Here is a 22,886-nt window from a genome sequence, read left to right as displayed (position 1 = left end):
GGGCAGAGGTCAGCCGAAGATCCTCTGCCAGAGGCCGAGCGGCAGAGCGCGCCCTGCGGTGAAGAGCCATGCGAAGGGCGCGGGGAAGCTGGTGGAGAAGCGGCCGGATTTCATTGCGGCGACGACCCGCTCGGCGGCGGCCTCGGGCGACATGATCTGCGGCATGTCGAACTCGTTCTTCTCCGTGAGCCGGGTGGCGATGAAGCCGGGGTTTACCCGCTGCACGGTGAGGCCGGTGCCCTTGAGGTCGGCGCGCAGATTCTCGGCGAGGTGCATCAGCCCGGCCTTGGAGGCGCCGTAGCCAACCGCGCCGGGCAGGCCGCGAAAGCCCGAGAGGGAGCCGATGAGGGTGATCTGGCCGGAGCCGCGGGCGAGCATGGCGGGCAGGGCCGCCCCCAGCACGCGGAGCGCGCCGGTGAAGTTGGTATCGGCCATCTTCACCACCGCCTCGCTTTGCCAGTCGGTGGCCTCGACGGGCTCGTAGAAACCCGCGCAATAGACCAGCACATCGGGGGCACCCGCTGCCTCGGCGGCCTTGGCGGTTGCGGCGGCATCGGTCACGTCGAAGGGGATGACCCGCGCCTCGCCCAACTCGCCTGCCAGCTCCTGCAGTGGCTCTTCGCTGCGGGCGGAGAGCAACAGGCTGGCGCCTTCGGCAGAGAGGGCGCGGGCCAGCGCGGCGCCTAGGCCGGAGCTGGCGCCGATGATCCAGATACGTTCGCCGGAAAGGCTCATGCTGCGGCCTCGGCTTTGGCCTGCCTGGGCTCGACGGCACGTTCTTCCGCGCGGGCGGGGCGCATGGTGGCGGTCAGCTCGGCGACCTTGAGGCCGAACTTGCGCATCTCGGAGCGGTTGAGGATGACGCCGCTGGGCGTGAGGTAGAGCCAGTCGGTCACGTTCAGCACATGGCCGCCGGCATCCTCGGGCAGGCGCAGGCGGTAGCGCATGAGCAGCGCGCCACCAGAGATGCGGCCCTCGGCGGCGCCGATGATGTCGTCGGCGGTGGCTTCGAACCTCTCATCGTCGATCATGTTGATCGCCCATTCGCGCTCCTGTGTGGAGCCGTCTGCATAGGTGAAGTGCTCGCGGAGGGTGCCGGCGCGGCCAGTCCAGCTGCCTTCCATCCGGGCGGTGAAACGGCTCACCACGCGGCCGCGCGGGCCGTGAATGAGGCCCTCGCATTCCATCGCGCCGCCGAGGTGGCGGGTGATCTTGAAGGCGGGGGTGGTCTCGGCATAATCCTCGACCCGCTGGGCGCGGAAGCTGGTGAGGCGGCCCAGCACGAAGCGGACGAGGAGGGCGACTGCGAGGCCGATGAGGATGCCCCAGACGAGATCAGGCATGGGCCAGCTCCACCTGTGACACGCTGGTTTGCCCGGCGGTGAAGGCCCCGGCGCAGATGGCGAGGTAGTAGTGCCACGTGCGCAGGAAGCGCTCGCCGTGGCCGAGCTGCATGATCTTGCCTCGGTTCTCCTGCATCCGATCGGCCCAAGTGGCACAGGTGCGGGCGTAGTCGGTGCCGAAATCGAAGCTTTCGACCACCCGCAGCCCCGCCGCCTGCGCCTGCTTGGCGATTTGCCCGGGGGAGAGCAGCATGCCGCCGGGGAAGGTGTAGTGGCGGATGTAGTCGGAGCTCTTGCGGTAGATGTCGAAGTAGCTGTCGGGCACGGTGATGGCCTGGATCACAGCGCGGCCCTGTTCGGAGAGGCTCTGCTTTAGAGTGGCGAAGTACTGCGGCCAGTAGCGCTGGCCCACGGCCTCGATCATCTCGATGGAAACGATGTTGTCATAGGTGCCGCGCTCGTGGCGGTAATCTTGCAGCACGATCTCGGCGCGGCCATCGAGCCGGGCGTCGGCGTAGCCTTTTTGCGCGGGCGAGATGGTGAGCCCCTTCACGTTATGGCCCCGGTCGGCGGCGCGTTCGGCAAAGCCGCCCCAGCCGCAGCCGATCTCGAGCACGCGGTCGCCGTGGCCGGAGAGACGGTCGAGAATACGATCATACTTGCGATGCTGGGCGCGCTGGAGGTCAGTTTCGCCCTCGGCGTAGAGGGCGGAGCTGTAGGTCATGCTTTCGTCCAGCCAGAGCTGGTAGAACTCGTTGCCCACGTCGTAGTGCGAGCGGATGTTGCGGGCGGCCTGCCGGGGCGTGTTGGCGCGCAGGAGCGTGTCGACGAGGCGGTAACGCAGGGTGGCCCAGAAGGACGGGTAGGCGAAGGCCTCGACCTCGGTGAGATTGAGGCAGGCGAAGTGGATGAAAGCAGCGATGTCGGGGCTGTCCCACAGGCCCTCGACGTAGGTTTCGCCAAATCCGATATCGCCCCGTGCGGCCAGCGCGGTGACCACGGACCAGTCGTGCAGGTGCAGCTCGGCCTCGGGCTGGCCGGAGCCGAAGTGCAGCACTTCGCCCTCGGGCGTGCGCAGTGTCAGCGACCCGCGCGCGATGCTTTCGCAGGTGTCCAGAAATTCGCGCTTCACGCGGTTGGTCAGGAAGAGCATGGGGTGATTTCCTTTTCGGGCGGCAAGGGGCGGCGACGGTAGGGTGCGCCTTTCAGCCGGAGTTTGAGGGCCTGCCAATGGATCAGCGCCATGGTCCGGGCGGCGCCGAACGGGCGGCGCAGGGTGGCGGCGGCAATGGCGCGGCTGGTCAAGGGGGCACGGGGGCCGCTGAGGGTGGCCGTGAGGCCGCGGTTGCCGTTGGTGTGGATGATACGAATGGTGAGGCGGTCGGGGCGGAAGGCAAACTCGAAGGCGTAGCCGCCTTTGACCTCTTGGAACGGCGAGACGTGCAGCGCCTTGGGCGTGGTGATCCGGTCGCCGGGGGTGATTGGCGCGAAGTCAGGGCGGTGGCAGAGGTAGCTGTGGCGGTCGCCAAAGGGCGTTTCGACCTCGGCGATGACGGCGCGGAGGTGCTCGCCCTCCAGCGCCAGCCAGAAGCTCACCGGGTTGAAGCCATAGCCCAGCCAGCGCGGCTGGGTCAGGAGGCGGAGAGCAAGGCCCTCGGGTGCCCCGGCCTCGGCCAGCCGGGAGCGCACCCATGCCGGGCCGTGGCCCCTGCCCCGCTCGGTGCCGCCGCCATGATCGGCCCGGCGCACGGACCACAGGTTGAAGCGATCGCGCGAGAACAGCCGGGGACCGGGCGCCTCGCCCTTGGGGTCGATCAGCACGTAGTCGACGCCGTAGGTAAAGCGATGCTCCGGCCCGCCGTGGCGGATGTGCGTGGTGGAACCGCGCAGGTGTTCGGGTGCCGTCATGCGGCCACCAGAGCGCGGCTACGCTCCATCTCGCGGGCGATGCGCACGGCGGAGGCGAAACCGTCTTCGTGGAAGCCGTGACGCGTCCATGCTCCGGCGAACCATGTGCGGTTGCGGCCCTGCATCCGGCGGAGTTGCTGCTGGGCATTGAGCGCCGGGCCGTCGAAAACAGGGTGGCGGAAGGTCTTTTGATCGTAGATCAGGTGCTCGGCCACCGAGCGGGCGGGGTTGAGCGAGACGAAGAGCGGATCGGCAGGGTCGATGTTTTGCAGCCGATTCATCCAGTAGGTCACGCCGATGGCAGGCTCGTCGCGGCCGGTTTCGGCCTTGTAGACCCAGGACGACCACACGGCACGGCGCTGGGGCATCTGCGATGTGTCAGCGTGCAGAGTCATCTCGTTATCCTGGAAGCGGATGGCGGAGAGGGCGGCCTGCTCGGCGGCATCGGGCTGGGCGAGCAGTTTGAGCGCCACGTCGGAATGGGTGGCGAGGATCACCTCGTCATAGCGGGCGGGGTCGCAGCCCTCGGCGTGAATGGTCACGCCTGCCGGGTCGCGCTGCACGCTGGTGACGGGGGTGCCGGGGCGCAGCGCCACGCCCTGCGCGGTGAGATGCTCGGTGACCCGCTCGACATAGCTGCGGGAGCCGCCCGAGACGGTGTACCACTGGTGCTGGCCCGACGCGGAGAGCAGCGCGTGGTTGCGGAAGAACTGGAGCAGGGCGCGCGCCGGAAAGTTGACGATCTCGGAGGGCGGGGTGGACCAGATCGCGCCGCATAGCGGCGTCAGGTAGTAGCGGCGGAACCAGTCGCCCAGCGCGAGATCATCCATCAGATCGGCCACAGTGGCGGCCTCATCCTTGGCGGTGGCTTCGGCGCGGGAATTGAAGCGCAGGATATCGCGGATCATCTGCCAATAGGCGGGCCGGGCGAGGTTGCGCTTTTGCGCGGTCAGCGCAGAGAGGTCGCGCAGGCCATATTCGATGCGCCCGCCGTCGATGGTAGCGCCGAAGGACATGTCGGACGGTTCAACCGGAACCTCGAGATCGCGGAACATTGCGGTGAGGTGCGGGTAGGTCACGTAGTTGAACACGATGAAGCCGGTATCGACCGGTTGGGTGCCGTGCCGCCCGGCGTTCACGGTGCGGGCATGGCCACCGAGGCGCGGCGCGGCCTCGTAGAGCGTGACGTGATGGTCGCGGGCGAGCAGGTAGGCGGAGGCGAGCCCCGAGATGCCGCCGCCGACGATGGCGATGCGGCGGGCTGGCTGGCGTGTGGCGTCGAGCGACATGGGGCTCCCCGGTTTCTGCTGTTGTCCAAAGGGTTACGCAGAAGTCACGGGGTTGGTTCAGAAATAGTTTCGGCCCGTGCTCAACCCGCGCCCCATGTGTCGGTCAGGCGGTAACCCTCGGGCCATGGATCGGTTGGATCGATGAAGTGTTGGTGTGTGCCGGTGACCCAGCCGCGCCCCGAAATCTCGGGCCGGATGGCAGGTGTGCCGCCGAGGGTGGTGGTGCCGAGGATGCGGCCGGAAAAGGTGCTATCGATCACCGAGGAGACGGTGAGGCGCTCGCCCTCCTTCATCTCGCCGCGGGCATGGAGCAGGGCCATGCGGGCGGAGAGCGCGGTGCCGGTGGGCGAACGGTCGATCTTGCCGGGACGGATGGCCACGGCGGCGCGGGAGGTGAGCGCACTGCCCTCACGCGCGACCGGCGCGGCGAAGAGGCAGAAGGAAATGTGCTGCCAGTCGGGCAGCGTGGGGTGGGTGAAGCCGAGCTGCTCGGTGGCGGCGTCGGAGAGCTTTGTGCCAAGGCGGGCAAGGTCGCGAGCCTCATCGGGGGTGAGCGCGAAACCGAGGGCCTTTGCATCGACCACCACGAAGCTGTCGCCGCCGAAGGCGGTATCGACGGTGAGGGTGCCCATGCCCTCGACCTCCAGCGGCGCATCGAGCCGGGCGGCAAAGCTGGGCAGGTTCTCGACAAAGATGCGCCGGGCTTTTCCGCCGGAACACTCGGCCCGCACGCGGACAAGCCCGCCCGGAGCCTCCAACGTGATATGGGTTTCGGGCTCGGTCATTGGAAGGATGCCGGTATCGAGCAGCACGGTGGAGACGCAGATGGAGTTGGAGCCGGACATCGGCGGCGTATCCTCCGGCTCCATGATGATGAAGGCGGCGTCAGCCTCAGGGTGCTTGGGCGGGACCAGCAGGTTGACGTGGCGAAATACCCCGCCGCGCGGCTCGTTCAGCATGAGGTTGCGCAGGGTGCCATCCGCCGCGATCCAGCGGGACTGCTCCCAGAGCGTCTCGCCCGGTGGCGGGGATACGCCGCCGGTGATGACATCGCCCACCTCGCCCTCGGCGTGGGCGGAAACGGTGTGGATGATCCGTCTGGTCTGCATGGGCCGACCGTGAGGCCGCCCGGGCCGAGGTGCAAGTTTTTTTGATCCGGGAGGCGAGGTAGTGCGTAGACGGTGCATGTTGAATGCCTTGCCCGATCTTGCAGAGCCATGTGAGCCTGCGATGATGCCCCCACAGAACCGGGGACGTAACGGGGCGCGGGTGGAAACGATTGGAGAAGAGACACGGCTGATGCTTGCGGTGCGCGACCAGCGCGACCGGGCTGCCTTTGCCGCGCTTTTCCGGCGGTTCGCGCCGCGGGTGAAGGGCCTCGTGATCAAGGGCGGGTGCAGCCCGGCCATGGCCGACGAGGTGGTGCAGGAGGTGATGCTGCGGGTCTGGCACAAGGCGCGGCTGTTCGATCCGCACCGGGCCGGGGTGGCGGCGTGGATCTTTACCATCGCGCGCAATGCGCGGATCGACATGCTCCGGCGCGAGGCGCGGCCGATGCCGGAGGAGTTGAAGGAAGAGCCCGGGACCGAGCCTGATGCAGGGCAGGTCGTGGCGCTGGAACAGGAGGCCCGCAAGCTGAGGGTGGCGCTGGAAACGCTGGCCCCGGCGCAGCGGGAAGCGATTGAGCGCGCCTATTTGGGCGAGCTGACGCATCAGGAGTTGTCGGAGGCCACCGGGCTTCCGATGGGAACGATCAAGAGCCGCATCCGGCTGGGACTGGAGCGGTTGAGGCATGAACTGAGGGGGCTTAGGAGCCCGGACGATGGACAAGATTGAGCATCACCTGACGGAGCCGCTGATCGCGGCCTATGCGGCGGGCACCCTGCCCGAGCCGTTTGCGCTGGTAGTGGCCACACATATCTCGATGTGCGACGACTGCCGCGCGGCGGTGGAGGCCCATGAAGCGATGGGTGGCGCAGTGCTGGAAACCAGCGCCAATGTGGCGGTGGACGACGCGGTGCTGGAGGCCACCCTTGCGGGGCTGGATCTTCCGCGCAATGAGGCGCCTGCGGCTGTGCGCAACGGCTGCTACCCCGGCCCGGTGATGGAGGCCCTGAAGGGCCGCGCGCCGCGCTGGCGGTTTGGCAATGCGATGGTGCGGCAGCGGATCTTGCACGCGGGGCCAGAAGGCTCGGTGCGGCTGCTGCACATTCCGGCGGGCGTGGCGGTGCCGGACCACGGGCACAATGGGCTGGAGCTGACGCTGGTGCTCTCGGGCAGCTTCTCGGACGAGACGGGGCGGTTTGGCCCCGGTGATGTGGAAGTGGCCGATGATAGCCTCGAGCATACGCCGGTGGCTGACGCGGGCGCGCCCTGCATCTGCCTTGCCGCCACCGATGCGCCGCTGCGGTTTTCCGGCTGGATGCCGCGGGTGGCTCAGAGGTTCCTGCGGATTTGAAGCTGCGGGCGGCGAGACGTGTGCTGCCCTAGAGGGTTTCGACCGAAAGAATGGTGGGCAGGTGGCGGGCGATCTCCTGCCATGTGTCGCCCTCGTCGGTGGAGGCAAAGACCGAGCCGCTGTTGGTGCCGAAGTAGACACCGGCCCGCTCTTCGGTATCGCCCGCCATCGCCTGCCGCAACACGGTGAAGAAACAGCCCTCCTGCGGCAGCCCCTCCCGCATCGCCTGCCAGCTTTGCCCACCATCGCGCGAGCGCCAGACGGCGCAGGCGGCATCGGGCGGGAAGCGGCCCTGGCTGTCGCCGTTGAGCGGCAGCGTCCAGAGCGTTTGCGGGTCGGCCGGATGCACGCGTATCGGGAAGCCGAAGGTGGAGGGGAGGCCGGAGGTGATATCATCCCAGCTACGCCCGCCATCCGTTGAGCGCCAGACGCCGTGGTGGTTTTGCTGGTAAAGCAGATCGCCGCCACCGGGCGCGCGCATCATGTTGTGAACGCAGTGGCCCACGTCGCCGTCGCGCGGCGCTGCGGGGTGCTGATGGCCCTCGCAGGCCTCGGCGTTGGAGAGGCGGTTGCGCCGCTCCCAAGTGGCCCCACCATCCTCGGTGGCAAAGACCCCGGCGGCGGAGATGCCGACCCATGCGCGCTTGGCGTCTTCCGGGTGGCTGACGATGGTGTGCAGCACGAGGCCTGCGGCGCCGGGGTTCCAGCTGTCGGCGGAAGGGTGGTTGGTGAGGCCCTCGATGCGGGAGAAGCTCGCGCCCTTGTCGCTGCTGGCAAGCAGTTGCGCAGGCTTGGTGCCGGCGTGGAGCGTGCCGTGGGCGTGGTTCAGGCTCCAGATTTGCTGGAAGTCGCTCTCGAAGGGCAACGGCTCGCCGGTGATGCCGAAGAAGGCGGCGGTGTCGGGGTCGTTTTCGGCCCAATCATCCATTTCGCCCTTGGTCAGGCGGGTGAGCTGCCAGCTCTCGCCGCCATCCTCCGAGCGCCAGACGCCCGCACCGGTGAAGGCGTTGCCGCCCCCGGCCCAGATGGTGCCGCTGGCCGGGTCGCCAATGGCGTGGTTGATGCACCAGCCGTCACAATGCGGGCCGGAGACCTTCCACCCCATCCGGTTTGCGCCGCCGTCGAGAATAAACGCGCCTTTGGTGGTGCCGAGCAGAACTTTGACCATGGAATCGCCCTCCCTGTTGGAGCGAGGGTATCACTGCAAGGCGGCCACGGGAAGTTAAGTTGATATGCACCTATATGTCGGCGGTGGGCTGCCCATAGAGGTAGCGCGGCGAATATGCCTGCCTTGAAATGACAAAGGAGGGGCAAGGTTGCCCCTCCTTCCAATCGGTCATCAAAGAGTTTAGTGCCCGAGGATCTGGCTGAGGAACAGCTTGGTCCGCTCGCTCTTGGGGTTGTTGAAGAACTCTTCGGGCTCGTTCTGCTCCACAATCTGGCCGGCATCCATGAAGATGACGCGGTTCGCGACCTGGCGGGCGAAGCCCATCTCGTGGGTCACGCAGAGCATGGTCATGCCCTCTTCGGCCAGCTCGATCATGGTGTCGAGCACCTCCTTGATCATCTCCGGGTCGAGCGCCGAGGTGGGCTCGTCAAAGAGCATGATCCGGGGCTTCATGCAGAGCGAGCGGGCGATGGCCACGCGCTGCTGCTGGCCGCCCGAGAGCTGGCCCGGATACTTGAGCGCCTGATCGGGGATCTTCACCTTCTCGAGGAAGTGCATCGCCGTGGCCTCGGCCTCTTTCTTCGGCACCTTGCGGACCCAGATGGGCGCGAGGGTGCAGTTTTCGAGGATGGTGAGGTGCGGAAAGAGGTTGAAGTGCTGAAAGCACATGCCGACTTCGGAGCGGATCTTGTCGATGTTCTTGAGGTCCGAAGTCAGCTCGGTGCCGTCGACGATGATCTGCCCTTCCTGATGCTCTTCCAGCCGGTTGATGCACCGGATGAGAGTGGATTTACCCGAGCCCGAAGGCCCGGCGATTACGATCCGCTCGCCGCGATAGACCGTCAGGTCAATGTCGCGCAGCACGTGGAAGGTGCCATACCACTTGTTCATCTTGTTGATTTCGATGGCGACCTCGTCGCTCACCTGCATCTTGGAGCGGTCGATTTCGCGGTCTGTAGCAAGGTCAGACATTGTGAGGTCTCCTTAGCGGTGGCCAGTCTGAAGCTTGCGCTCCAGATACATGGAATAGCGGGACATGCCGAAGCAGAAGAGGAAGAACAGCGCGGCGATGAACATGTAGAGTTCCCAGACGATGCCGTTCCAGGCCTGGTCGGCGCGGATCGAGTTGGAGAGGCCCAGCGGGTCCAGAAGGCCGATGACCGAGACCAGCGTGGTATCCTTGAACAGCCCGATGAAGGTGGAGACGATCCCGGGGATCGAGATCTTCAGGGCCTGGGGCATGATGATCAGCCGCTGCGCCTGCCAGTAATCCAGACCGAGCGAGTCGGCCCCCTCGTACTGGCCCTTCGGCAGGGCGGCGAGACCACCCCGGATCACCTCGGCCATGTAGGCGGCCGAGAACAGCGTGGCCATGATGATGACCCGCAGGATGATGTCGAAGTTGGTGCCCGGCGGAAGGAAAATGTTCAGCAGGGTCGAGGCCACGAAGAGCAGGGTGATCAGCGGCACGCCGCGAATGAACTCGATGAATCCGACGCAGAGCGACTTGACGATCAGCAGGTCGGATTGCCGGCCCAGCGCCAGAACGATGCCAAGTGGCAGCGAGCAGGCGATGGCGACGACGCCGATGGTGATCGAGAGCATCATGCCACCGAAGTCGCGCGAGGCGACCGGCTCGATGGCCAGCGGGATGACCGAGGCCAGCCCGTCCTGCACATAGCCGGACAGGAAGAGCCACCAGACCATTGCTGCGACCACGGCAGCGATGATCGCGCCCAGTTGGCCGATTGCCTCGGAGCCGTATTTGACCACGGCGTATAGGATCACGAAGCCCAGCGCGGCGCAGATCGGCGACCAGATGGTGCCGCCCCAGAGCAGCCACGGAAAGAGGAAGGGGTAGATCGCGCTGAAAATCAGCAGCTTGCTCGGCACCTTGTCGGAGAACAGCACCGGGGCCAGCGCGGGTGCCAGCAGCACGAAAGCGAGGATTGGGCGCCAGTAGAGCTCGGCGGGGTAGAACCCGAAGAGCAGCTGGATCCAGCGTTCGCGGATCACGCCCCAGCAGGCACCGGAGGTGCCGTGCTCGCCCACTTTGCCAGCGGCTGTGAGCATCTCGCGGCATTCGCCCAGCGAGGTGGCATTCCACGTGGGCGAGAAGAACCACGGGATCAGCATCCAAAGCACATACGCGATGAAGGCCGTGCAGAGGATAGTGACGATGGTGTTGAACGGCCCGGTGAAGAGGTTCTTCTTGCCCCAGCCGAGGAGGCCGACGGTCGAGGCCGGCGGCTCCTTTTGCGGGAGCATGGTATCGCGCACGAAGGCGACGGTATCGGCGTGCAGGTTGCTCATCTTACCTCTCCACCAGTTTGACGCGGTTGTTGTACCAGTTCATCAGCGCCGAGATGCTCAGCGAGATGATGAGGTAGATCAGCATGCCCAGCAGGAGCGTTTCGAGCTCCTTGCCGGTCTGGTTGAGGGTGATCCCCATCAGCGTGCCGGTGATGTCCATGTAGCCCACGGCGATGGCCAGCGAGCTGTTCTTGGTCAGGTTCAGATACTGCGAGATCAGCGGCGGGATGATGACCCGCAGCGCCTGCGGCAGCACCACCAGCCGCATGATGCGGTTTGGGCGCAGGCCCAGCGCACCGGCGGCCTCGGTCTGGCCTGCGGAAATGGCGAGGATGCCGGCCCGCACGTTCTCGGCGATGAAGGCCGCGGTGTAGAGCGAAAGCGCCAGCCAGAGGGCGATGAGCGAGTTCCGCAGGTAGGTGCCGCCCTGGAAGTTGAAGCCCTTCAGCTCCGGGTAGCCGAGGTGGAAGCCGAGCGCGACCAGCACCACGAGCAGCGGCACCACGAGGGTGCCGAGGGTCAGATACCATGTGGTGGGGCGCTTGCCGGTCTTCTCCTGCGTGGCATCGGCGTTGCGCTTGATCGCGCGGACGCCGAAGATCGAGGCCACCACGACGGCGATGATCAGCAGCAGGTCGAGGCTGATATCGAAGTTCATTGAGCTGGTGCCGAAGAGGTGAATGTCACCCAGCGAGCGCGAGAAAAGCGGCTCGGGCACGTAGACGCCGCGGTTGGTGATAGCGACGGTGTCGAAGATCTTCATCGTCGCTTCTGGATCGTCGCCGCGGAAGGCGCGGGGCGCGGGCAGCGTTTCGATCAGGATCGCCATGGCGAAGACGATCCAGAGCAGCACCGGCACGTTGCGGAACATCTCGACGTAAACCGTGGTGAGCCGGGCGATCAGCCAGTTGGGCGAGAGCCGGAGCACACCGATGATCACCCCGATCACCGTGGCGGTGATGCAGCCCAGAACCGCGACCAGCAACGTGTTCAGCAGGCCGACGAAGGCGGCGCGGAGGTGGCTGTTTTGGTTGTTGTATTCGATCAGGACCTGGTTGATGTCGTATCCCGCAGGCTCGGTGAGAAAGCCGAAGCCCACTGTCTTGCCGCTGGTGGCAAGGTTCTGCACCGTGTTGCTGATCAGGAAGCCGACAAGCAGCAGGAACCCGATCAGTGCCACCACCTGAATCGTCATCGACCGGTAGCGGGTGTCGTAGATGAGCATGGAAAGCCGGAATTCGGCCTTCGGCGGATCCGTGACAGTTGCCATTGTGGCGCTCCCCCGAGCTGTGAGTTGCTACACCTTCCCCGTTTGCGGACGCGGGTCCGCAAGCCACTGGGTGCAGCTATTTTGAAATTTCATATCCCCGATTGCGAAGGGGCGCGGCCTTGCGGTCGCGCCCCCTGCTTTGATCTTACCGGAACGGCGGTGCGTAGAGCAGGCCGCCTTCGGTCCACTGGGCGTTGAGCCCGCGGCTCAGGCCGATCGGAGTGGCCGAACCGATGTTGCTTTCGAACACTTCGCCGTAGTTGCCGACGCTCTCGATGACCATCTTGGCCCAGCCAGCGTCGAGGCCGAGCATCTCGCCGAGGTTGCCCTCGGTGCCGAGCAGGCGGTTCACTTCCGGGTTGTCACCGGCAGCGGCCGACATCTCGCCGACGTTGGCGGAGGTCACGCCATACTCTTCGGCAGCGATCATCGCGTTGAGCGACCAGCGGACGATATCGCCCCACTCGTCATCACCGTGCCGCACGAGCGGGCCGAGCGGCTCTTTCGAGATGATTTCGGGCAGGATCACGTGATCGGCCGCGTTCTCGAAGGTGGAGCGCGTCGCGGCGAGGCCGGAGGCGTCGGTGGTGTACACGTCGCAGGCGCCAGCGAGATACTGCTGCTGGGCTTCGGCGTTGGTTTCGATCGGCACCGGCTCGTAGCTGATGTTGTTCACGCGGAAGAAGTCCGCGAGGTTCAGCTCGGTGGTGGTGCCGGTCTGGATGCAGACGGTGGCGCCATCAAGCTCTTTGGCCGAGGACACGCCCAGCTCTTTGGGGACCATGAAGCCCTGACCGTCGTAGTAGTTCACGCCGACGAAGGTGAACTTGAGGTCCACGTCGCGCGAGAAGGTCCAGGTGGTGTTCCGGGCCAGCATGTCGATCTCGCCGGAAGCGAGCGCGGTGAAGCGGGTTTTACCGGTGGTGGGCACGAACTCGACAGCGGTCGGGTCGCCAAGCACGGCAGCGGCAACGCCACGGCACACGGCCACGTCGAAACCTTCCCATTCGCCCGAAGCGTTCGGCGCCGCAAAGCCCGGCACGCCGGTCGCAACGCCGCAGTTCAGCTTGCCGCGCGCTTTCACGTCGTCAAGCGTCGCCGCAGCGCCGGCGGTGGCGGCAAGGCCAGCGACGGTCAGTGCGCCGAGAAATACGGATTTTTTCATGTTTACCTCTTCCTGATCGTCCGGTGCCGTTTTGTTACGGCTTTCCGGAGTGAATACCGGCAGGGTGTGCCGATGTGCGTGAGTGCGATGCCCAACCCTCAGGACACCGCAGAAGTGCGTCAAGTTGGCCGAATTCGTCAGGGGACGTCAAGGGCGCGAGGGCGTGCTTCCTTGGCGTAAAACAGTTTTTTGCCCGTTTTTTGGGCGAAAGCCCGGCGGCGTTCGCCCTGAGGGCGAAGCGGCGCGATTCACTTGGCAAGTCTGGAAAGCCGGAAGAGCTCTGCCGCGTGCAAGAAATCGCCACGTTTGCGGGCGGCCACTTCGGCGGCCTCTTCATCCTCGCCCCATTGCTCGATCTGCCAAGCCTCATCGACCCGGCTACGCTCCCAAAGATCCTCAGGCGCGGCGTGGCCTGCCTGCACGGCAAGTCCCATGATCAGCGAGCCGGAGAGAGCGGTGAGATCGTGCAGCGCGGTGAGCGCGAAGGCATCCTGACGCTGGACCAGCGCCCGCAGCGCCTCGATGGAGGTGGCGGGCTGGGGCACATGCATTACCCCGGTGGCGATGACGAGGGGCGCATCGAGTGCGTCACTGGCCCAATCCACCAGCGGATCCCACGCCACGGCCTGACGTTCGACCAGTGCAGTGGGGCTTTCGGCCCGGTAGCAGATGAGATCGCTCTCGCCATAGGCGGCCACGATCTCTGCCACGTCGGCGTGCTGCGGCGCAACCCGGTCGAGCGCGGAGTTGGCGGAGCGGGTGAAGGGCATGGAGAGCGGATCGATCTTTTCGCCCTGTGCTTGCCACTCGGCAGCCACGGCGCGGGCAAGCGCCTCGGTGGGCAGCAGCAGCGGGGCCTTGGCCGGGGTCTTCACCGGGCGGCCATCGAGATGCACGGCGAAGCCCGCGCCCTCGGGCACGGCCTGTGCCTCGGTCCAGAACCGTTTTGCCGCCCATTCCGCCATTTGCGTCAGCCTCCTGTTGCCCGGAAAATCGCCCGGCCCAACGCGGCAGCGTCCTGCACCACCTCTGCGGCCCCGGCCTCTGCCAGCGCGGCGGGCGCATGATAGCCCCAGCTCACACCGATCCCGGTGATGCCCGCGTTGCGGGCCATGTCCATGTCATAGCTCGTGTCGCCAATCATCACGGCCTGATGCGCCTCGCAGCCGGTCTCCCGCAGGGCCGCCTCGAGCATCGAGGGGTGCGGCTTGGAGGGGTGATGGTCAGACACCTGCTCGGAGATGAACATTCCCTCGAGGCCGGAGGATTTGACCAGCGCATCGAGCCCCCGCCGGGACTTGCCGGTGGCAACGCAGAGCAGGTTCTCAGGTGTTTGGGCCAGCTCATCGAGCAGCTCGCGCATGCCGGGATAAAAGATCGCCGCCGGGGAGGTTTTGCGAATCTCGACGAAGCTGTCCTTGTAGGCGGCGGTCATGGTCGCGACCTCGCCGGCATCGGCCTCGGGGCAGAGTCGGGCGATACCCACCTCGAGCGAGAGGCCGACGATGGAGAGCACCTGCGCGCGCGGCGGGGCCGTGCGGCCGGTGGCGGCAAAGCCCGCGGTCATCGCGGCGACGATCTCGTTCTGGCTGTCGATGAGCGTGCCATCCACGTCGAAGATGATGCAGCGCAGCTGGCTCAATGGTAGTCCTCGAAGGGGTCGTCGGCGGCGAGATCCTCTGTCCAACCGAAGGTGTCAAAGGTCTCGGCCATATGCTGGGGCAGCGGGGCGGTCACGGTGACGGGCTGCTTGGTGACCGGGTGCAGGAAGGTCATCGAGCGGGCGTGCAGATGCAGCTTGCCCGATATGATGCCGCCCATTCCAGCGCCCCATCCGTCGCCCATGTTCTCCTGTGCCGAGCCGCCGTATTTGCCGTCGCCCGCGATCGGATGGCCGATCTCGGCCATGTGGGCGCGGAGCTGGTGAGTGCGGCCTGTGATCGGCTCCAGAGCAACCCATGTGGCGCGGCCCGCCACGCGGTAGAGTGCGGAATAGAGCGTGTGCGCCCGTTTGGCGCCCTCGGTGCTCTCGACTTCGCGGGGGTGGACACAGAGCATCTTCTCCCCTGCCCCCTTGCCACCCGGCGCTTTGACGAGGCCAAATTTGATCTCGCCGTTGTAGGGCGAGGGCACACCGGCCACCACGGCCCAGTAGATCTTGCGGGTTTCCTTGTGGCGGATGGCTGCAGTCAGGTCGGCCGCGATCTTGCGGGAGCGGGCGAGCAGCAGGACGCCGGAGGTGTCCTTGTCGAGCCGATGGACGAGGCGGGGCTTGTCCTCGGTGCCGAAGGTCAGCGCCTCGGCCAGCCCGTCGACGTGGCGCGTTTGGCCGGAGCCGCCTTGCGTGGGCAGGCCCGGGGGCTTGTTGAGGGCGATGATGTAATCGTCCTTCCAGATGACCGCATCGCGGATCATCTTGGCATCGGCGTCGGAGACCGTGCTGCGCTTGGTGGGCGTGGGCGCGGCCCCCTCGGGGAGCGGCGGGATGCGCACCTCCTGCCCTTCTTCCAGCCGGGTCGAGGCCTTCACCCGCCCGCCATCGACGCGAATCTCGCCCTTGCGGCACATCTTCTCGATCCGGCCCTGAGGGACGTGCGGGAAGATGCGGCGGAACCAGCGATCCAGCCGCTGGCCAGCATCGTCGGCGGAGACGGGAAGGGTTTGCACGCGGCTCATGCGAAGACTCCCCGGCCCAGCGCCAGCCCTGCGATGAGTGCGAGGATGGAGAGGGTGACCGAGGCCACCACGTAGAGCGCCGCCGTGCCCATCTGCCCACGCTCGAAGAGGGTGACCGCATCGAGCGAGAAGGCGGAGAAGGTGGTGAAGCCACCGAGCAGGCCGGTCATCACGAAGGGCGAGAGGGCGTGACCGCCGCGCAGGCCCACGAGGGCAGCAAAGAGGCCCATCAGCAGCGAGCCGGCCACGTTGACCGTGAGCGTGCCCCAAGGAAAGCCCGGCCCCATCACGCGGATCGCCGCCACCCCTGTCAGGTAGCGGGCCGAGGCCCCGAGGGCGCCACCGAGGGCGACTTGTGCCAGCGTTGAAATCATGGGCGGCGTGTTGCGCCGGAGGCGGGGGAGAGTCAAGCGGAGTGGCCGGGCGTGACACGGCGGCAAGGGCACGACATTGCGGCACGGCGAAGGGCCTTGAGCCTCCGCGAAGGATTGTTTCTTCGCTGCTTCAAACTTACCGAAAATGCCGCCTAAAGATGGCGAAAATGGAGCGGGAGCCTTGGCTGAACCTCGATTCAGGCCAGATTTTTCAGGCAATTAGGCATTTTCTTCAACGGTCGTAAAAACCCAATTATCCGGATGATCCGGCCCGATTATTGTCACGAACGGGGAACAAATCATTGAGCATCGACACCTTTCCTGGAGAAACGAAATCATGAGCACTGACCTTTCCAACCTCACAAATCTCGACGGTTTCATCGGCGCCTGCCTAGTGGACAGCGAGTCCGGCATGATGCTGGCTTCCGAAGACGGCAACGGCATCCTCGATCTCGAAACCGCTGGCGCGGCCAACATGGAAGTCGTTCGCGCGAAGAACGCGGCGATGCAGTCGCTCGGTCTTGAGGACCGCATTGAAGACATCATGATCTCGCTGGGCAGCCAGATCCACCTGATCCGCCCGCTGGCGTCCAACCCCGATGTGTTCATCTATGTCGCGCTGGATCGCGCCAAGGCCAACCTCGGCATGGCGCGCCTGAAGGTGCGTGAGACCGAAGGCACGCTCAAGGTCTGACGACGTCAGCAGCCGGGGCAACCCTTGGCAGAGGGTATGCCCCGGCTGGCATCGTGCCATCGCCGTCGGCGCGCCAGCCGGGTCGTGGGGATGCTTTCCTGGAGCGGTCCCACGGCCCGGCGTGTCGCCGTCGGCGACGACAGATCACTTTTGGGGAAGACTCTCGAACGGCGGCTGGTAGCCGTTGGCCTCGTACCGCTCACGCGGGATGCCGATTTGAGTGCCCACACCCTTGTCAATGAATGCGATCTCCATGCCGCTGGTACGCACGGTACGATAGACCCCGGTTGCTTCACTCATTTACGTTAGTCCTTCCTGTTCTCTCCGCCCCTCACTGTGGCAAAATGATCCGGAAAATGTGTCGTGAATTGGAACGGCAAAGGGTTTTGTCCCGGCATTATGCGGGCCTGATTGTGCGCTGCTGCGCAGGAATGTGGTGCGGCCCACGGCTCCGCTCGGAGCGCCGCAAGCCTCAGCCCTTGTTCCGCTTGGCCCTGAGGCCTGCGAACCACTCCACCCGCTTTTTCAGCTCGCGCTCGAAGCCGCGCTCGACCGGCTGATACCAGACCGGGCGCTTCATCCCGTCGGGGAAGTAGTTTTGCCCTGAGAAGCCATCTTCGGCGTCGTGGTCATACTGGTAGCCGTCGCCATAGCCCTGCTCGCTCATCAGCTTGGTGGGCGCGTTGAGGATGTGTTTGGGCGGCGGTTCGGAGCCTGTCTTCTTGGCCGCCGCGCGCGCGGCCTTGTAGGCAACGTAGACCGCGTTCGACTTGGGCGCGAGCGCGATGTAGGTGAGCGCCTGCGCAAGGGCCAACTCGCCCTCGGGGCTGCCGAGCCGCTCGTAGACCTCCCAGGCGTGGAGGCAGTGGGTTTGCGCGGAAGGGTCGGCGAGGCCGATATCCTCCACCGCCATGCGGGTGATCCGGCGGGCCAGAAAGCGCGGGTCTTCGCCGCCTTCGAGCATCCGGGCGAACCAGTAGAGGGCGGCGTCAGGGTCGGAGCCTCTGACAGATTTGTGCAGGGCGGAGATGAGGTTGTAGTGGCCGTCGCCCGACTTGTCGTATTGTGCGGCGCGGCGCTGCAGGCGGGCGGCAAGGGCCTTTGGGTCGAGCTTGGCCTCGGCCTTCCAGCCAGCGACCTGCTCGACGAGGTTGAGAAGCGCACGGCCATCGCCATCGGCCATGCCGAGCAGGGTCTCGCGGGCCTCTCCGGTGAGCGGCAGGGCGGCGCCAAGTTCCTTTTCGGCCCGGAGCAGCAGCTTCTCGAGCGCCTTGCCGTCAAGCCGGTTGAGCACCAGCACCTGCGCGCGGCTCAGGATAGCGGCGTTCAGCTCGAAGCTGGGGTTCTCGGTGGTGGCGCCGACGAGCACGATGGTGCCGTCTTCCATATGCGGCAGGAAGCCATCCTGCTGGGCCTTGTTGAAGCGGTGGATCTCATCGACGAAGAGCAGCGTGCCCTGCCCGTTGGTGCGGCGCAGCTTGGCGGCCTCGAAGACCTTCCGCAGTTCGGGCACGCCGGTGAAGATCGCGCTGATCTGAACGAATGCGAGATCGGTCTCATGGGCCAAGAGACGGGCGATGGTGGTTTTGCCGACGCCGGGCGGACCCCAGAGAACGAGCGACGACAGACTGCCGGAGGCGAGCATGGCCCCGAGAGGCGCATCGGGGGCCAGAAGGTGCTCTTGCCCGATCACATCGGCCAGCTTTGCCGGGCGCAGCCGGTCGGCCAGCGGGCGCGGGGCATTGCCGCCAGCGGCGGGCTCTGTAGCAGCGGTGTCGAAGAGATCGGCCATGGGGCAGATGTAGGGCCTCGGGGGACCGAGGGGAAGCGTTTCGCCCAGGGCGGCGCGGGGCCGCCCCGGGCGGGGCACCGGTCAGTGCATGTTGTCGCGCAGGTCGATCGAGACGCACTGGTTGAGATGGCCGTCAAAGTCCATCACCCGGCCCGCCGCCTTGGCCTTCAGCCCGCAGCGCCCGGCCCAGCGGGGCCAGTTGGCGGGAATCAGGCCCAGCACCTCGGAGGCGCCAAGCTCGCGGGCGGAGCGGGTCATCTCCATGATCAGGTAGGCATGGACCCGGCGCCGGATGTTCATCGGCGTGGTGTGGCTCACGAAGACGCGGCTCGATTCCCAGATCGTGTCGGAGATCGGGGCCTCGTAATCCAGCAGGTCTGCGGGAATCGTATCAAGCAGGTGCCTTTGGGCGTCGCGGATCATGTAGCTGTAGATGCCGCAGCGCGCCGTGGTTGGCGTGAGCCGGATGCCCGCGAGAATCTCGGTGCCGTCATGCACCGCGACCCAGCGCGAGGCGGGGGTATCATACTGGTCGTACTCCATTCCCAATGCCTCGGGCAGATCCCAGTTGTTCTGCACGATGAAGCTCTGCCGCCGTGCGCGGAAGAGATTGGCAAAAAGTTCGCCGTGGTTGTGAAGGTTGGCGAAGGAAAGGGTGGTGGTTTGCATCGCAATTCTCCTGCTTGCTGGGGTGGTGTGAAAAGCAAGCCCTGCGCCCAGCAGGAGATCGGCACGCTAAAGCAGTCTGTATTCCTTTGCCCGCTGAAGCGCTTCGGCCGTGGTTCGGGCGTGGAGCCTTTCCCTTGCGGCTGTCAGCCGTGCTTTGAGCGCACTTTCGGAGATGTTGAGTTTGGCAGCTGCAGCAGTGTGACGATCCCCCGCTGCAATCAGGCGCAGAGCATCTATCTGTGCCTGGGTGAGACTCTCCGGAGGTTCGGTCAGGTCGTGCAGCTTGCGGATGATATCGCCTATCGCGGCCATCTCATCTGCCTCGAATTCTCGGTCTGCCCGTGCTGCCCCTGCGATCGTGCGTGAAGAGATCGGACCGCAGGAGACCTGCATCCCGAACTTCAGGCCAAATTCCGCGGCTTCGTCGAGAATGCCGAACGGATCCGGCAATTCTATCTCGCTCCACCGCGTTTCCCCTTCTGTGGAAAACCCCCAGGCGATCATCGGATCACGCATGGCATAGGCCTGCGCTGTATAATGATCATTCCATGCCTTGTCATACGTCTGGAAGACGTGAAGCGGTGAGGCAAAGCGGATATGCAGCCCTGCGAAATATCCCGCAGGGGCCAGCTTCCCGAGGGCCTCGAGCTCCCTATCTATCCTCTGTTTGTCAGACATGTCTTTTTAGACAAGTTGCCACAAATCCAGTCAACCTTAAATTGAGCGCAATGAAACACACCGATTGGAGTGTCATTTCGTGCAACAAATGAGGCCGGAAACCTTTGCGCAGCTGATGCGCCTGCCGGTTCCGCTTCGGGCTGACCTGCTGGAATTCATCGGGTCGACCCCGGTGGCCGACGGAGAGATTCGCAGCTTGATCGAACGGTTGGCCGGGGGCGAGATCCCCGGGCTGGGCCGCGCCGCCTGAGGCGCCTACGGAGCCGGAGAATCGGTTTCGCCGCGCGTAGCGCGGACACAAGAAAAAGGCCCGCACGAGAACCGTGCGGGCCTTTTCTGTTCCACGAATCGGCACAGCTTACTCGGCTGCGGCCTCTTCGGCCTCAAGGCGGGCTTTGTCGCCAGCGCCTTTTGCGGCCGGGTCACGGTCGACCAGCTCGATGATGGCCATCGGGGCCATGTCACCGTAGCGGAAGCCGGCTTTCAGCACGCGGGTGTAGCCGCCGTTGCGCTCGGCGTAGCGCGGGCCCAGCACTTCGAAGAGCTTGGCGACGTAGGCATCCTGCTTCAGGCGCGAAGCGGCCTGACGGCGGGCGTGCAGATCGCCCTGGCGTTTGCCGAGAGTGATGAGCTTGTCCATGATGCGCTTGAGTTCTTTGGCCTTGGGCAGGGTCGTCTTGATCTGCTCGTGCTCGATCAGCGAGCCGGCCATGTTGGCGAAGAGCGCCTTGCGGTGCTCATGGGTGCGATTCAGGCGGCGGTATCCGCGGGCGTGACGCATGTTTCTTCTCCTAAAAGGTGCCCTCTACGGGCGGTTTTGCTTTGTCTGGCCGGCGTGCGTAGCGCCGACTCTCCTTGGGGCAGGATGCCCGGGTCTTATGCGGGGCGCACCGGAACGCGCCCCGCGAATTGATCAGAACTGGTCTTCGAACTTCTTGGCCAGGTCTTCGATGTTCTCCGGCGGCCACTCTTCGACATCCATGCCGAGGTGCAGGCCCATGCCCGACAGAACCTCTTTGATCTCGTTCAGCGACTTGCGGCCGAAGTTCGGGGTGCGGAGCATCTCGGCTTCGGTCTTCTGGATCAGGTCGCCGATGTAGACGATGTTGTCGTTCTTCAGGCAGTTCGCGGAGCGCACCGAAAGCTCCAGCTCGTCGACCTTCTTCAGCAGAAGCGGGTTGAACTCGAGGCCATCGTCCTCTTCCTGACGGCCAGCGGCTTCGGGCTCGTCGAAGTTGACGAAGATCGAGAGCTGGTCCTGCAGGATGCGGGCGGCGTAGGCCACGGCGTCATCCGGGGTCACGGACCCATCGGTTTCGAGCTTCAGGGTCAGCTTGTCGTAGTCCAGCACCTGGCCCTCACGGGTGGGCTGCACATCGTAGCTCACCTTCTTCACGGGCGAGTAGATCGCGTCGATCGGAATGAGGCCGATGGGGGCATCTTCGGGGCGGTTCTTGTCGGCCGCCACGTAGCCCTTGCCGGTGTTCACGGTCAGCTCCACGTAGAGATCGGCACCGTCATCGAGGTGGCAGATCACGTGGTCCTTGTTCAGGATCTCGATGCCAGCGCTTTCAGAGATGTCACCAGCGGTGACAACGCCCGGGCCCTTGGCGGAGATCGAGATGCGCTTGGGGCCGTCGACTTCCATGCGGATGGCGACGCCCTTGAGGTTCAGCACCACGTCGGTCACGTCTTCACGCACACCGGCGATGGAGGAGAACTCGTGCAGCACGTTGTCGATCTGGACGCTGGTGATGGCCGCGCCCTGCAGCGAGCTCAGCAGAACCCGGCGCAGCGCGTTGCCGAGGGTGAGGCCGAAGCCCCGCTCCAGCGGTTCCGCAACAACGGTGGCCTGACGCGCGGGATCATTGCCCGGCTTCACGTCAAGCTGCGTGGGTTTGATGAGTTCCTGCCAGTTTTTGTGGATCATGTGTATGTCGCCTCCATACCAGTTCGCGGCCCATGTCCGAGGCTTGCGAACGCCCGAGGATAAAATGACGGACCGGAGGGCGGTGAGGCCCTCCGGCTAATGCGTGGTGATCAGACCCGGCGACGCTTCGGCGGGCGGCAGCCGTTGTGGGCGATCGGGGTCACGTCGCGGATGGACGTGATGTTGAAGCCGATCGCGGCCAGCGCACGGAGCGCCGACTCACGGCCAGAACCGGGGCCCTGCACTTCGACCTCGAGGGTTTTCACCCCGTGGTCCTGTGCCTTGCGGCCGGCGTCTTCGGCGGCCATCTGGGCGGCGTAGGGCGTGGACTTACGGGAGCCCTTGAAGCCCATGGTGCCAGCCGAGGACCAGGCAATCGCGTTGCCCTGGACGTCGGAGATCAGGATCTTGGTGTTGTTGAACGAGGAGTTCACATGAGCAACGCCAGCGGCGATGTTCTTGGAAACCTTGCGCTTGGTCGCGCCACGACGGGTATCACGTGCCATTGGTCGAGCCCTCCCTTACTTCTTCTTGCCGGCAATGGCCTTTGCGGGGCCTTTGCGGGTGCGAGCGTTGGTGTGGGTCCGCTGGCCACGGACGGGCAGGTTGCGGCGATGACGCAGGCCACGGTAGCAGCCGAGGTCCATCAGGCGCTTGACGTTCATCTGCACGTCGCGGCGCAGGTCGCCTTCGACGGTGTAGTTGGCGTCGATGTGCTCACGAACGGCGAGCACTTCGGCGTCGGAGAGTTCGTTCACACGGCGGGTGACTTCGATGCCGACGGCTTCGCAGATCTTGCGTGCCGAATCCGGGCCGATGCCATGAATGTAGGTGAGCGCGATCGGAACGCGCTTTGCGGTCGGGATGTTTACCCCAGCGATACGGGCCAAAATGGTCTTCCTTCGGTTGCGGTTCCGTGTTGCCAGAACCTTTTTTCACAACAGAGGCCCGAAGGGTGGCTGCCCCCGGGCCGATGCATTCTCCGGCCGAGTCGCAAAAGGCGATTCCCGGTTGAGAAGCGCCCAAGTAAGGGGATTTGGACGGCGCGTCAAGGGCACGTTCAGGAATTGTCAATCCTGACGTGCCAGACATCGCGTCTCCGAGCAGGATGCCGCAAAATCCCCCCGGTGAAAAGCCTGCTCCGCCCGATGTGATGACT

The 22,886-nt window shown here is 65.4% G+C and carries 27 protein-coding genes; 4 read left to right on the top strand and 23 right to left on the bottom strand.

Annotated features, from left to right (window positions below; genetic code table 11):
• Positions 1-9: 9 nt before the first annotated feature.
• The 6 genes from KUV38_RS18605 to KUV38_RS18580 form a co-directional block, all read right to left on the bottom strand.
• Complete coding sequence (locus KUV38_RS18605) at positions 10-735, bottom strand: SDR family NAD(P)-dependent oxidoreductase (protein WP_222471726.1); 726 nt, start codon at positions 733-735, stop codon at positions 10-12.
• Complete coding sequence (locus tag KUV38_RS18600; protein ID WP_222471725.1) at positions 732-1,343, bottom strand: DUF3833 domain-containing protein; 612 nt, start codon at positions 1,341-1,343, stop codon at positions 732-734. Before KUV38_RS18600 ends, KUV38_RS18605 begins: the two co-directional genes overlap by 4 nt.
• On the bottom strand, positions 1,336-2,496 hold the full coding sequence (locus KUV38_RS18595; protein WP_222471724.1) for an SAM-dependent methyltransferase: 1,161 nt from the start codon (positions 2,494-2,496) through the stop codon (positions 1,336-1,338). The genes KUV38_RS18600 and KUV38_RS18595 overlap by 8 nt, the downstream gene beginning before the upstream one ends.
• A complete protein-coding gene (locus KUV38_RS18590; protein WP_222471723.1) occupies positions 2,484-3,251 on the bottom strand; it encodes a DUF1365 domain-containing protein in 768 nt (255 codons plus the stop codon). Before KUV38_RS18590 ends, KUV38_RS18595 begins: the two co-directional genes overlap by 13 nt.
• Positions 3,248-4,540 carry an NAD(P)/FAD-dependent oxidoreductase gene (locus KUV38_RS18585; RefSeq protein ID WP_222471722.1) on the bottom strand — a complete coding sequence of 431 codons (1,293 nt, stop codon included), beginning with the start codon at positions 4,538-4,540 and terminating at the stop codon, positions 3,248-3,250. The genes KUV38_RS18590 and KUV38_RS18585 overlap by 4 nt, the downstream gene beginning before the upstream one ends.
• Positions 4,541-4,620: 80 nt before the next feature.
• On the bottom strand, positions 4,621-5,649 hold the full coding sequence (locus tag KUV38_RS18580) for a trans-3-hydroxy-L-proline dehydratase (protein ID WP_222471721.1): 1,029 nt from the start codon (positions 5,647-5,649) through the stop codon (positions 4,621-4,623).
• A gap of 121 nt (positions 5,650-5,770) precedes the next feature.
• On the opposite strand from KUV38_RS18580, the gene KUV38_RS18575 reads away from it, so the two are divergent.
• Together KUV38_RS18575 and KUV38_RS18570 are read left to right on the top strand one after the other, a co-directional pair.
• The gene (locus KUV38_RS18575; protein WP_410001051.1) at positions 5,771-6,376 is read left to right on the top strand and encodes a sigma-70 family RNA polymerase sigma factor; all 606 of its coding nucleotides are present in this window, start codon (positions 5,771-5,773) and stop codon (positions 6,374-6,376) included.
• A complete protein-coding gene (locus KUV38_RS18570; protein WP_222471720.1) occupies positions 6,363-6,998 on the top strand; it encodes a ChrR family anti-sigma-E factor in 636 nt (211 codons plus the stop codon). Before KUV38_RS18575 ends, KUV38_RS18570 begins: the two co-directional genes overlap by 14 nt.
• 28 nt (positions 6,999-7,026) lie before the next feature.
• Here the strand turns inward: KUV38_RS18570 and KUV38_RS18565 are convergent, their stop codons facing one another.
• The 9 genes from KUV38_RS18565 to crcB form a co-directional block, all read right to left on the bottom strand.
• On the bottom strand, positions 7,027-8,166 hold the full coding sequence (locus tag KUV38_RS18565; RefSeq protein WP_222471719.1) for a WD40/YVTN/BNR-like repeat-containing protein: 1,140 nt from the start codon (positions 8,164-8,166) through the stop codon (positions 7,027-7,029).
• Between the two features lie 180 nt (positions 8,167-8,346).
• Positions 8,347-9,138, bottom strand: coding sequence for an amino acid ABC transporter ATP-binding protein (locus KUV38_RS18560; protein WP_315898572.1), 792 nt, complete (start codon positions 9,136-9,138; stop codon positions 8,347-8,349).
• Positions 9,139-9,150: 12 nt separating this feature from the next.
• Positions 9,151-10,479, bottom strand: a complete 1,329-nt coding sequence (locus tag KUV38_RS18555) for an amino acid ABC transporter permease (RefSeq protein ID WP_222471718.1) — start codon at positions 10,477-10,479, stop codon at positions 9,151-9,153.
• A gap of 1 nt (position 10,480) precedes the next feature.
• Positions 10,481-11,749 carry an amino acid ABC transporter permease gene (locus KUV38_RS18550; protein WP_222471717.1) on the bottom strand — a complete coding sequence of 423 codons (1,269 nt, stop codon included), beginning with the start codon at positions 11,747-11,749 and terminating at the stop codon, positions 10,481-10,483.
• A 145-nt stretch (positions 11,750-11,894) separates the two neighbouring features.
• Positions 11,895-12,914 carry an amino acid ABC transporter substrate-binding protein gene (locus KUV38_RS18545; protein WP_222471716.1) on the bottom strand — a complete coding sequence of 340 codons (1,020 nt, stop codon included), beginning with the start codon at positions 12,912-12,914 and terminating at the stop codon, positions 11,895-11,897.
• A gap of 248 nt (positions 12,915-13,162) precedes the next feature.
• Positions 13,163-13,879, bottom strand: coding sequence for an ATP12 family chaperone protein (locus tag KUV38_RS18540; protein ID WP_222471715.1), 717 nt, complete (start codon positions 13,877-13,879; stop codon positions 13,163-13,165).
• 5 nt (positions 13,880-13,884) lie between these two features.
• Positions 13,885-14,556: an HAD-IA family hydrolase gene (locus tag KUV38_RS18535; protein ID WP_222471714.1), complete on the bottom strand. Its 672-nt coding sequence runs from the start codon at positions 14,554-14,556 to the stop codon at positions 13,885-13,887.
• On the bottom strand, positions 14,553-15,590 hold the full coding sequence (locus tag KUV38_RS18530) for an RluA family pseudouridine synthase (RefSeq protein WP_222471713.1): 1,038 nt from the start codon (positions 15,588-15,590) through the stop codon (positions 14,553-14,555). The genes KUV38_RS18535 and KUV38_RS18530 overlap by 4 nt, the downstream gene beginning before the upstream one ends.
• The gene (gene crcB, locus KUV38_RS18525) at positions 15,587-15,964 is read right to left on the bottom strand and encodes a fluoride efflux transporter CrcB (protein WP_222471712.1); all 378 of its coding nucleotides are present in this window, start codon (positions 15,962-15,964) and stop codon (positions 15,587-15,589) included. Before crcB ends, KUV38_RS18530 begins: the two co-directional genes overlap by 4 nt.
• A gap of 337 nt (positions 15,965-16,301) precedes the next feature.
• On the opposite strand from crcB, the gene KUV38_RS18520 reads away from it, so the two are divergent.
• On the top strand, positions 16,302-16,658 hold the full coding sequence (locus KUV38_RS18520; RefSeq protein WP_222471711.1) for a roadblock/LC7 domain-containing protein: 357 nt from the start codon (positions 16,302-16,304) through the stop codon (positions 16,656-16,658).
• A 144-nt stretch (positions 16,659-16,802) separates the two neighbouring features.
• Here the strand turns inward: KUV38_RS18520 and KUV38_RS18515 are convergent, their stop codons facing one another.
• The 4 genes from KUV38_RS18515 to KUV38_RS18500 all read right to left on the bottom strand — a co-directional run bounded on the left by KUV38_RS18515 (position 16,803) and on the right by KUV38_RS18500 (position 19,797).
• Positions 16,803-16,958 (bottom strand): hypothetical protein, encoded by a 156-nt coding sequence (locus KUV38_RS18515; RefSeq protein WP_222471710.1) that lies wholly within the window; start codon positions 16,956-16,958, stop codon positions 16,803-16,805.
• A 172-nt stretch (positions 16,959-17,130) separates the two neighbouring features.
• Positions 17,131-18,450, bottom strand: a complete 1,320-nt coding sequence (locus KUV38_RS18510; RefSeq protein WP_222471709.1) for a replication-associated recombination protein A — start codon at positions 18,448-18,450, stop codon at positions 17,131-17,133.
• 81 nt (positions 18,451-18,531) lie between these two features.
• Entirely contained in the window at positions 18,532-19,119 is a 588-nt protein-coding gene (locus tag KUV38_RS18505; protein ID WP_222471708.1) for an acyl-homoserine-lactone synthase, read from the bottom strand.
• A gap of 66 nt (positions 19,120-19,185) precedes the next feature.
• Positions 19,186-19,797 (bottom strand): autoinducer binding domain-containing protein, encoded by a 612-nt coding sequence (locus KUV38_RS18500; RefSeq protein WP_222471707.1) that lies wholly within the window; start codon positions 19,795-19,797, stop codon positions 19,186-19,188.
• 115 nt (positions 19,798-19,912) lie between these two features.
• Between KUV38_RS18500 and KUV38_RS21025 the strand changes: the two genes are divergently transcribed.
• Complete coding sequence (locus KUV38_RS21025; protein ID WP_261385463.1) at positions 19,913-20,047, top strand: hypothetical protein; 135 nt, start codon at positions 19,913-19,915, stop codon at positions 20,045-20,047.
• Positions 20,048-20,155: 108 nt separating this feature from the next.
• Here the strand turns inward: KUV38_RS21025 and rplQ are convergent, their stop codons facing one another.
• The 4 genes from rplQ to rpsM all read right to left on the bottom strand — a co-directional run bounded on the left by rplQ (position 20,156) and on the right by rpsM (position 22,617).
• A complete protein-coding gene (gene rplQ, locus KUV38_RS18495; protein ID WP_222471706.1) occupies positions 20,156-20,578 on the bottom strand; it encodes a 50S ribosomal protein L17 in 423 nt (140 codons plus the stop codon).
• A gap of 132 nt (positions 20,579-20,710) precedes the next feature.
• Positions 20,711-21,727, bottom strand: a complete 1,017-nt coding sequence (locus tag KUV38_RS18490) for a DNA-directed RNA polymerase subunit alpha (RefSeq protein WP_222471705.1) — start codon at positions 21,725-21,727, stop codon at positions 20,711-20,713.
• Between the two features lie 110 nt (positions 21,728-21,837).
• Complete coding sequence (gene rpsK / locus KUV38_RS18485; RefSeq protein ID WP_222471704.1) at positions 21,838-22,233, bottom strand: 30S ribosomal protein S11; 396 nt, start codon at positions 22,231-22,233, stop codon at positions 21,838-21,840.
• Between the two features lie 15 nt (positions 22,234-22,248).
• Positions 22,249-22,617: a 30S ribosomal protein S13 gene (rpsM, locus tag KUV38_RS18480; RefSeq protein ID WP_222471703.1), complete on the bottom strand. Its 369-nt coding sequence runs from the start codon at positions 22,615-22,617 to the stop codon at positions 22,249-22,251.
• Positions 22,618-22,886: the final 269 nt, after the last annotated feature.

The sequence above is a fragment of the Vannielia litorea genome (assembly GCF_019801175.1).
GTDB lineage: Bacteria > Pseudomonadota > Alphaproteobacteria > Rhodobacterales > Rhodobacteraceae > Vannielia > Vannielia litorea_B.
This window is presented reverse-complemented; position numbering and strand designations above follow the sequence as displayed.

What these genes read in the sequence shown, in the direction of transcription:
- KUV38_RS18575 (WP_410001051.1), top strand. Translation starts at nt 5,771, where the DNA reads ATGATGCCCCCACAGAACCGGGGACGTAACGGGGCGCGGGTGGAAACG.
- crcB (WP_222471712.1), bottom strand. Translation starts at nt 15,964, where the DNA reads ATGATTTCAACGCTGGCACAAGTCGCCCTCGGTGGCGCCCTCGGGGCC.
- KUV38_RS18605 (WP_222471726.1), bottom strand. Translation starts at nt 735, where the DNA reads ATGAGCCTTTCCGGCGAACGTATCTGGATCATCGGCGCCAGCTCCGGC.
- KUV38_RS18490 (WP_222471705.1), bottom strand. Translation starts at nt 21,727, where the DNA reads ATGATCCACAAAAACTGGCAGGAACTCATCAAACCCACGCAGCTTGAC.
- KUV38_RS18545 (WP_222471716.1), bottom strand. Translation starts at nt 12,914, where the DNA reads ATGAAAAAATCCGTATTTCTCGGCGCACTGACCGTCGCTGGCCTTGCC.
- KUV38_RS18560 (WP_315898572.1), bottom strand. Translation starts at nt 9,138, where the DNA reads ATGTCTGACCTTGCTACAGACCGCGAAATCGACCGCTCCAAGATGCAG.
- KUV38_RS18550 (WP_222471717.1), bottom strand. Translation starts at nt 11,749, where the DNA reads ATGGCAACTGTCACGGATCCGCCGAAGGCCGAATTCCGGCTTTCCATG.
- KUV38_RS18530 (WP_222471713.1), bottom strand. Translation starts at nt 15,590, where the DNA reads ATGAGCCGCGTGCAAACCCTTCCCGTCTCCGCCGACGATGCTGGCCAG.
- KUV38_RS18600 (WP_222471725.1), bottom strand. Translation starts at nt 1,343, where the DNA reads ATGCCTGATCTCGTCTGGGGCATCCTCATCGGCCTCGCAGTCGCCCTC.
- rplQ (WP_222471706.1), bottom strand. Translation starts at nt 20,578, where the DNA reads ATGCGTCACGCCCGCGGATACCGCCGCCTGAATCGCACCCATGAGCAC.
- KUV38_RS18580 (WP_222471721.1), bottom strand. Translation starts at nt 5,649, where the DNA reads ATGCAGACCAGACGGATCATCCACACCGTTTCCGCCCACGCCGAGGGC.
- KUV38_RS18515 (WP_222471710.1), bottom strand. Translation starts at nt 16,958, where the DNA reads ATGAGTGAAGCAACCGGGGTCTATCGTACCGTGCGTACCAGCGGCATG.
- KUV38_RS18505 (WP_222471708.1), bottom strand. Translation starts at nt 19,119, where the DNA reads ATGCAAACCACCACCCTTTCCTTCGCCAACCTTCACAACCACGGCGAA.
- KUV38_RS18520 (WP_222471711.1), top strand. Translation starts at nt 16,302, where the DNA reads ATGAGCACTGACCTTTCCAACCTCACAAATCTCGACGGTTTCATCGGC.
- KUV38_RS18585 (WP_222471722.1), bottom strand. Translation starts at nt 4,540, where the DNA reads ATGTCGCTCGACGCCACACGCCAGCCAGCCCGCCGCATCGCCATCGTC.
- KUV38_RS18595 (WP_222471724.1), bottom strand. Translation starts at nt 2,496, where the DNA reads ATGCTCTTCCTGACCAACCGCGTGAAGCGCGAATTTCTGGACACCTGC.
- KUV38_RS18590 (WP_222471723.1), bottom strand. Translation starts at nt 3,251, where the DNA reads ATGACGGCACCCGAACACCTGCGCGGTTCCACCACGCACATCCGCCAC.
- KUV38_RS18540 (WP_222471715.1), bottom strand. Translation starts at nt 13,879, where the DNA reads ATGGCGGAATGGGCGGCAAAACGGTTCTGGACCGAGGCACAGGCCGTG.
- KUV38_RS18500 (WP_222471707.1), bottom strand. Translation starts at nt 19,797, where the DNA reads ATGTCTGACAAACAGAGGATAGATAGGGAGCTCGAGGCCCTCGGGAAG.
- KUV38_RS21025 (WP_261385463.1), top strand. Translation starts at nt 19,913, where the DNA reads ATGCGCCTGCCGGTTCCGCTTCGGGCTGACCTGCTGGAATTCATCGGG.
- KUV38_RS18570 (WP_222471720.1), top strand. Translation starts at nt 6,363, where the DNA reads ATGGACAAGATTGAGCATCACCTGACGGAGCCGCTGATCGCGGCCTAT.
- KUV38_RS18555 (WP_222471718.1), bottom strand. Translation starts at nt 10,479, where the DNA reads ATGAGCAACCTGCACGCCGATACCGTCGCCTTCGTGCGCGATACCATG.
- KUV38_RS18565 (WP_222471719.1), bottom strand. Translation starts at nt 8,166, where the DNA reads ATGGTCAAAGTTCTGCTCGGCACCACCAAAGGCGCGTTTATTCTCGAC.
- KUV38_RS18510 (WP_222471709.1), bottom strand. Translation starts at nt 18,450, where the DNA reads ATGGCCGATCTCTTCGACACCGCTGCTACAGAGCCCGCCGCTGGCGGC.
- rpsK (WP_222471704.1), bottom strand. Translation starts at nt 22,233, where the DNA reads ATGGCACGTGATACCCGTCGTGGCGCGACCAAGCGCAAGGTTTCCAAG.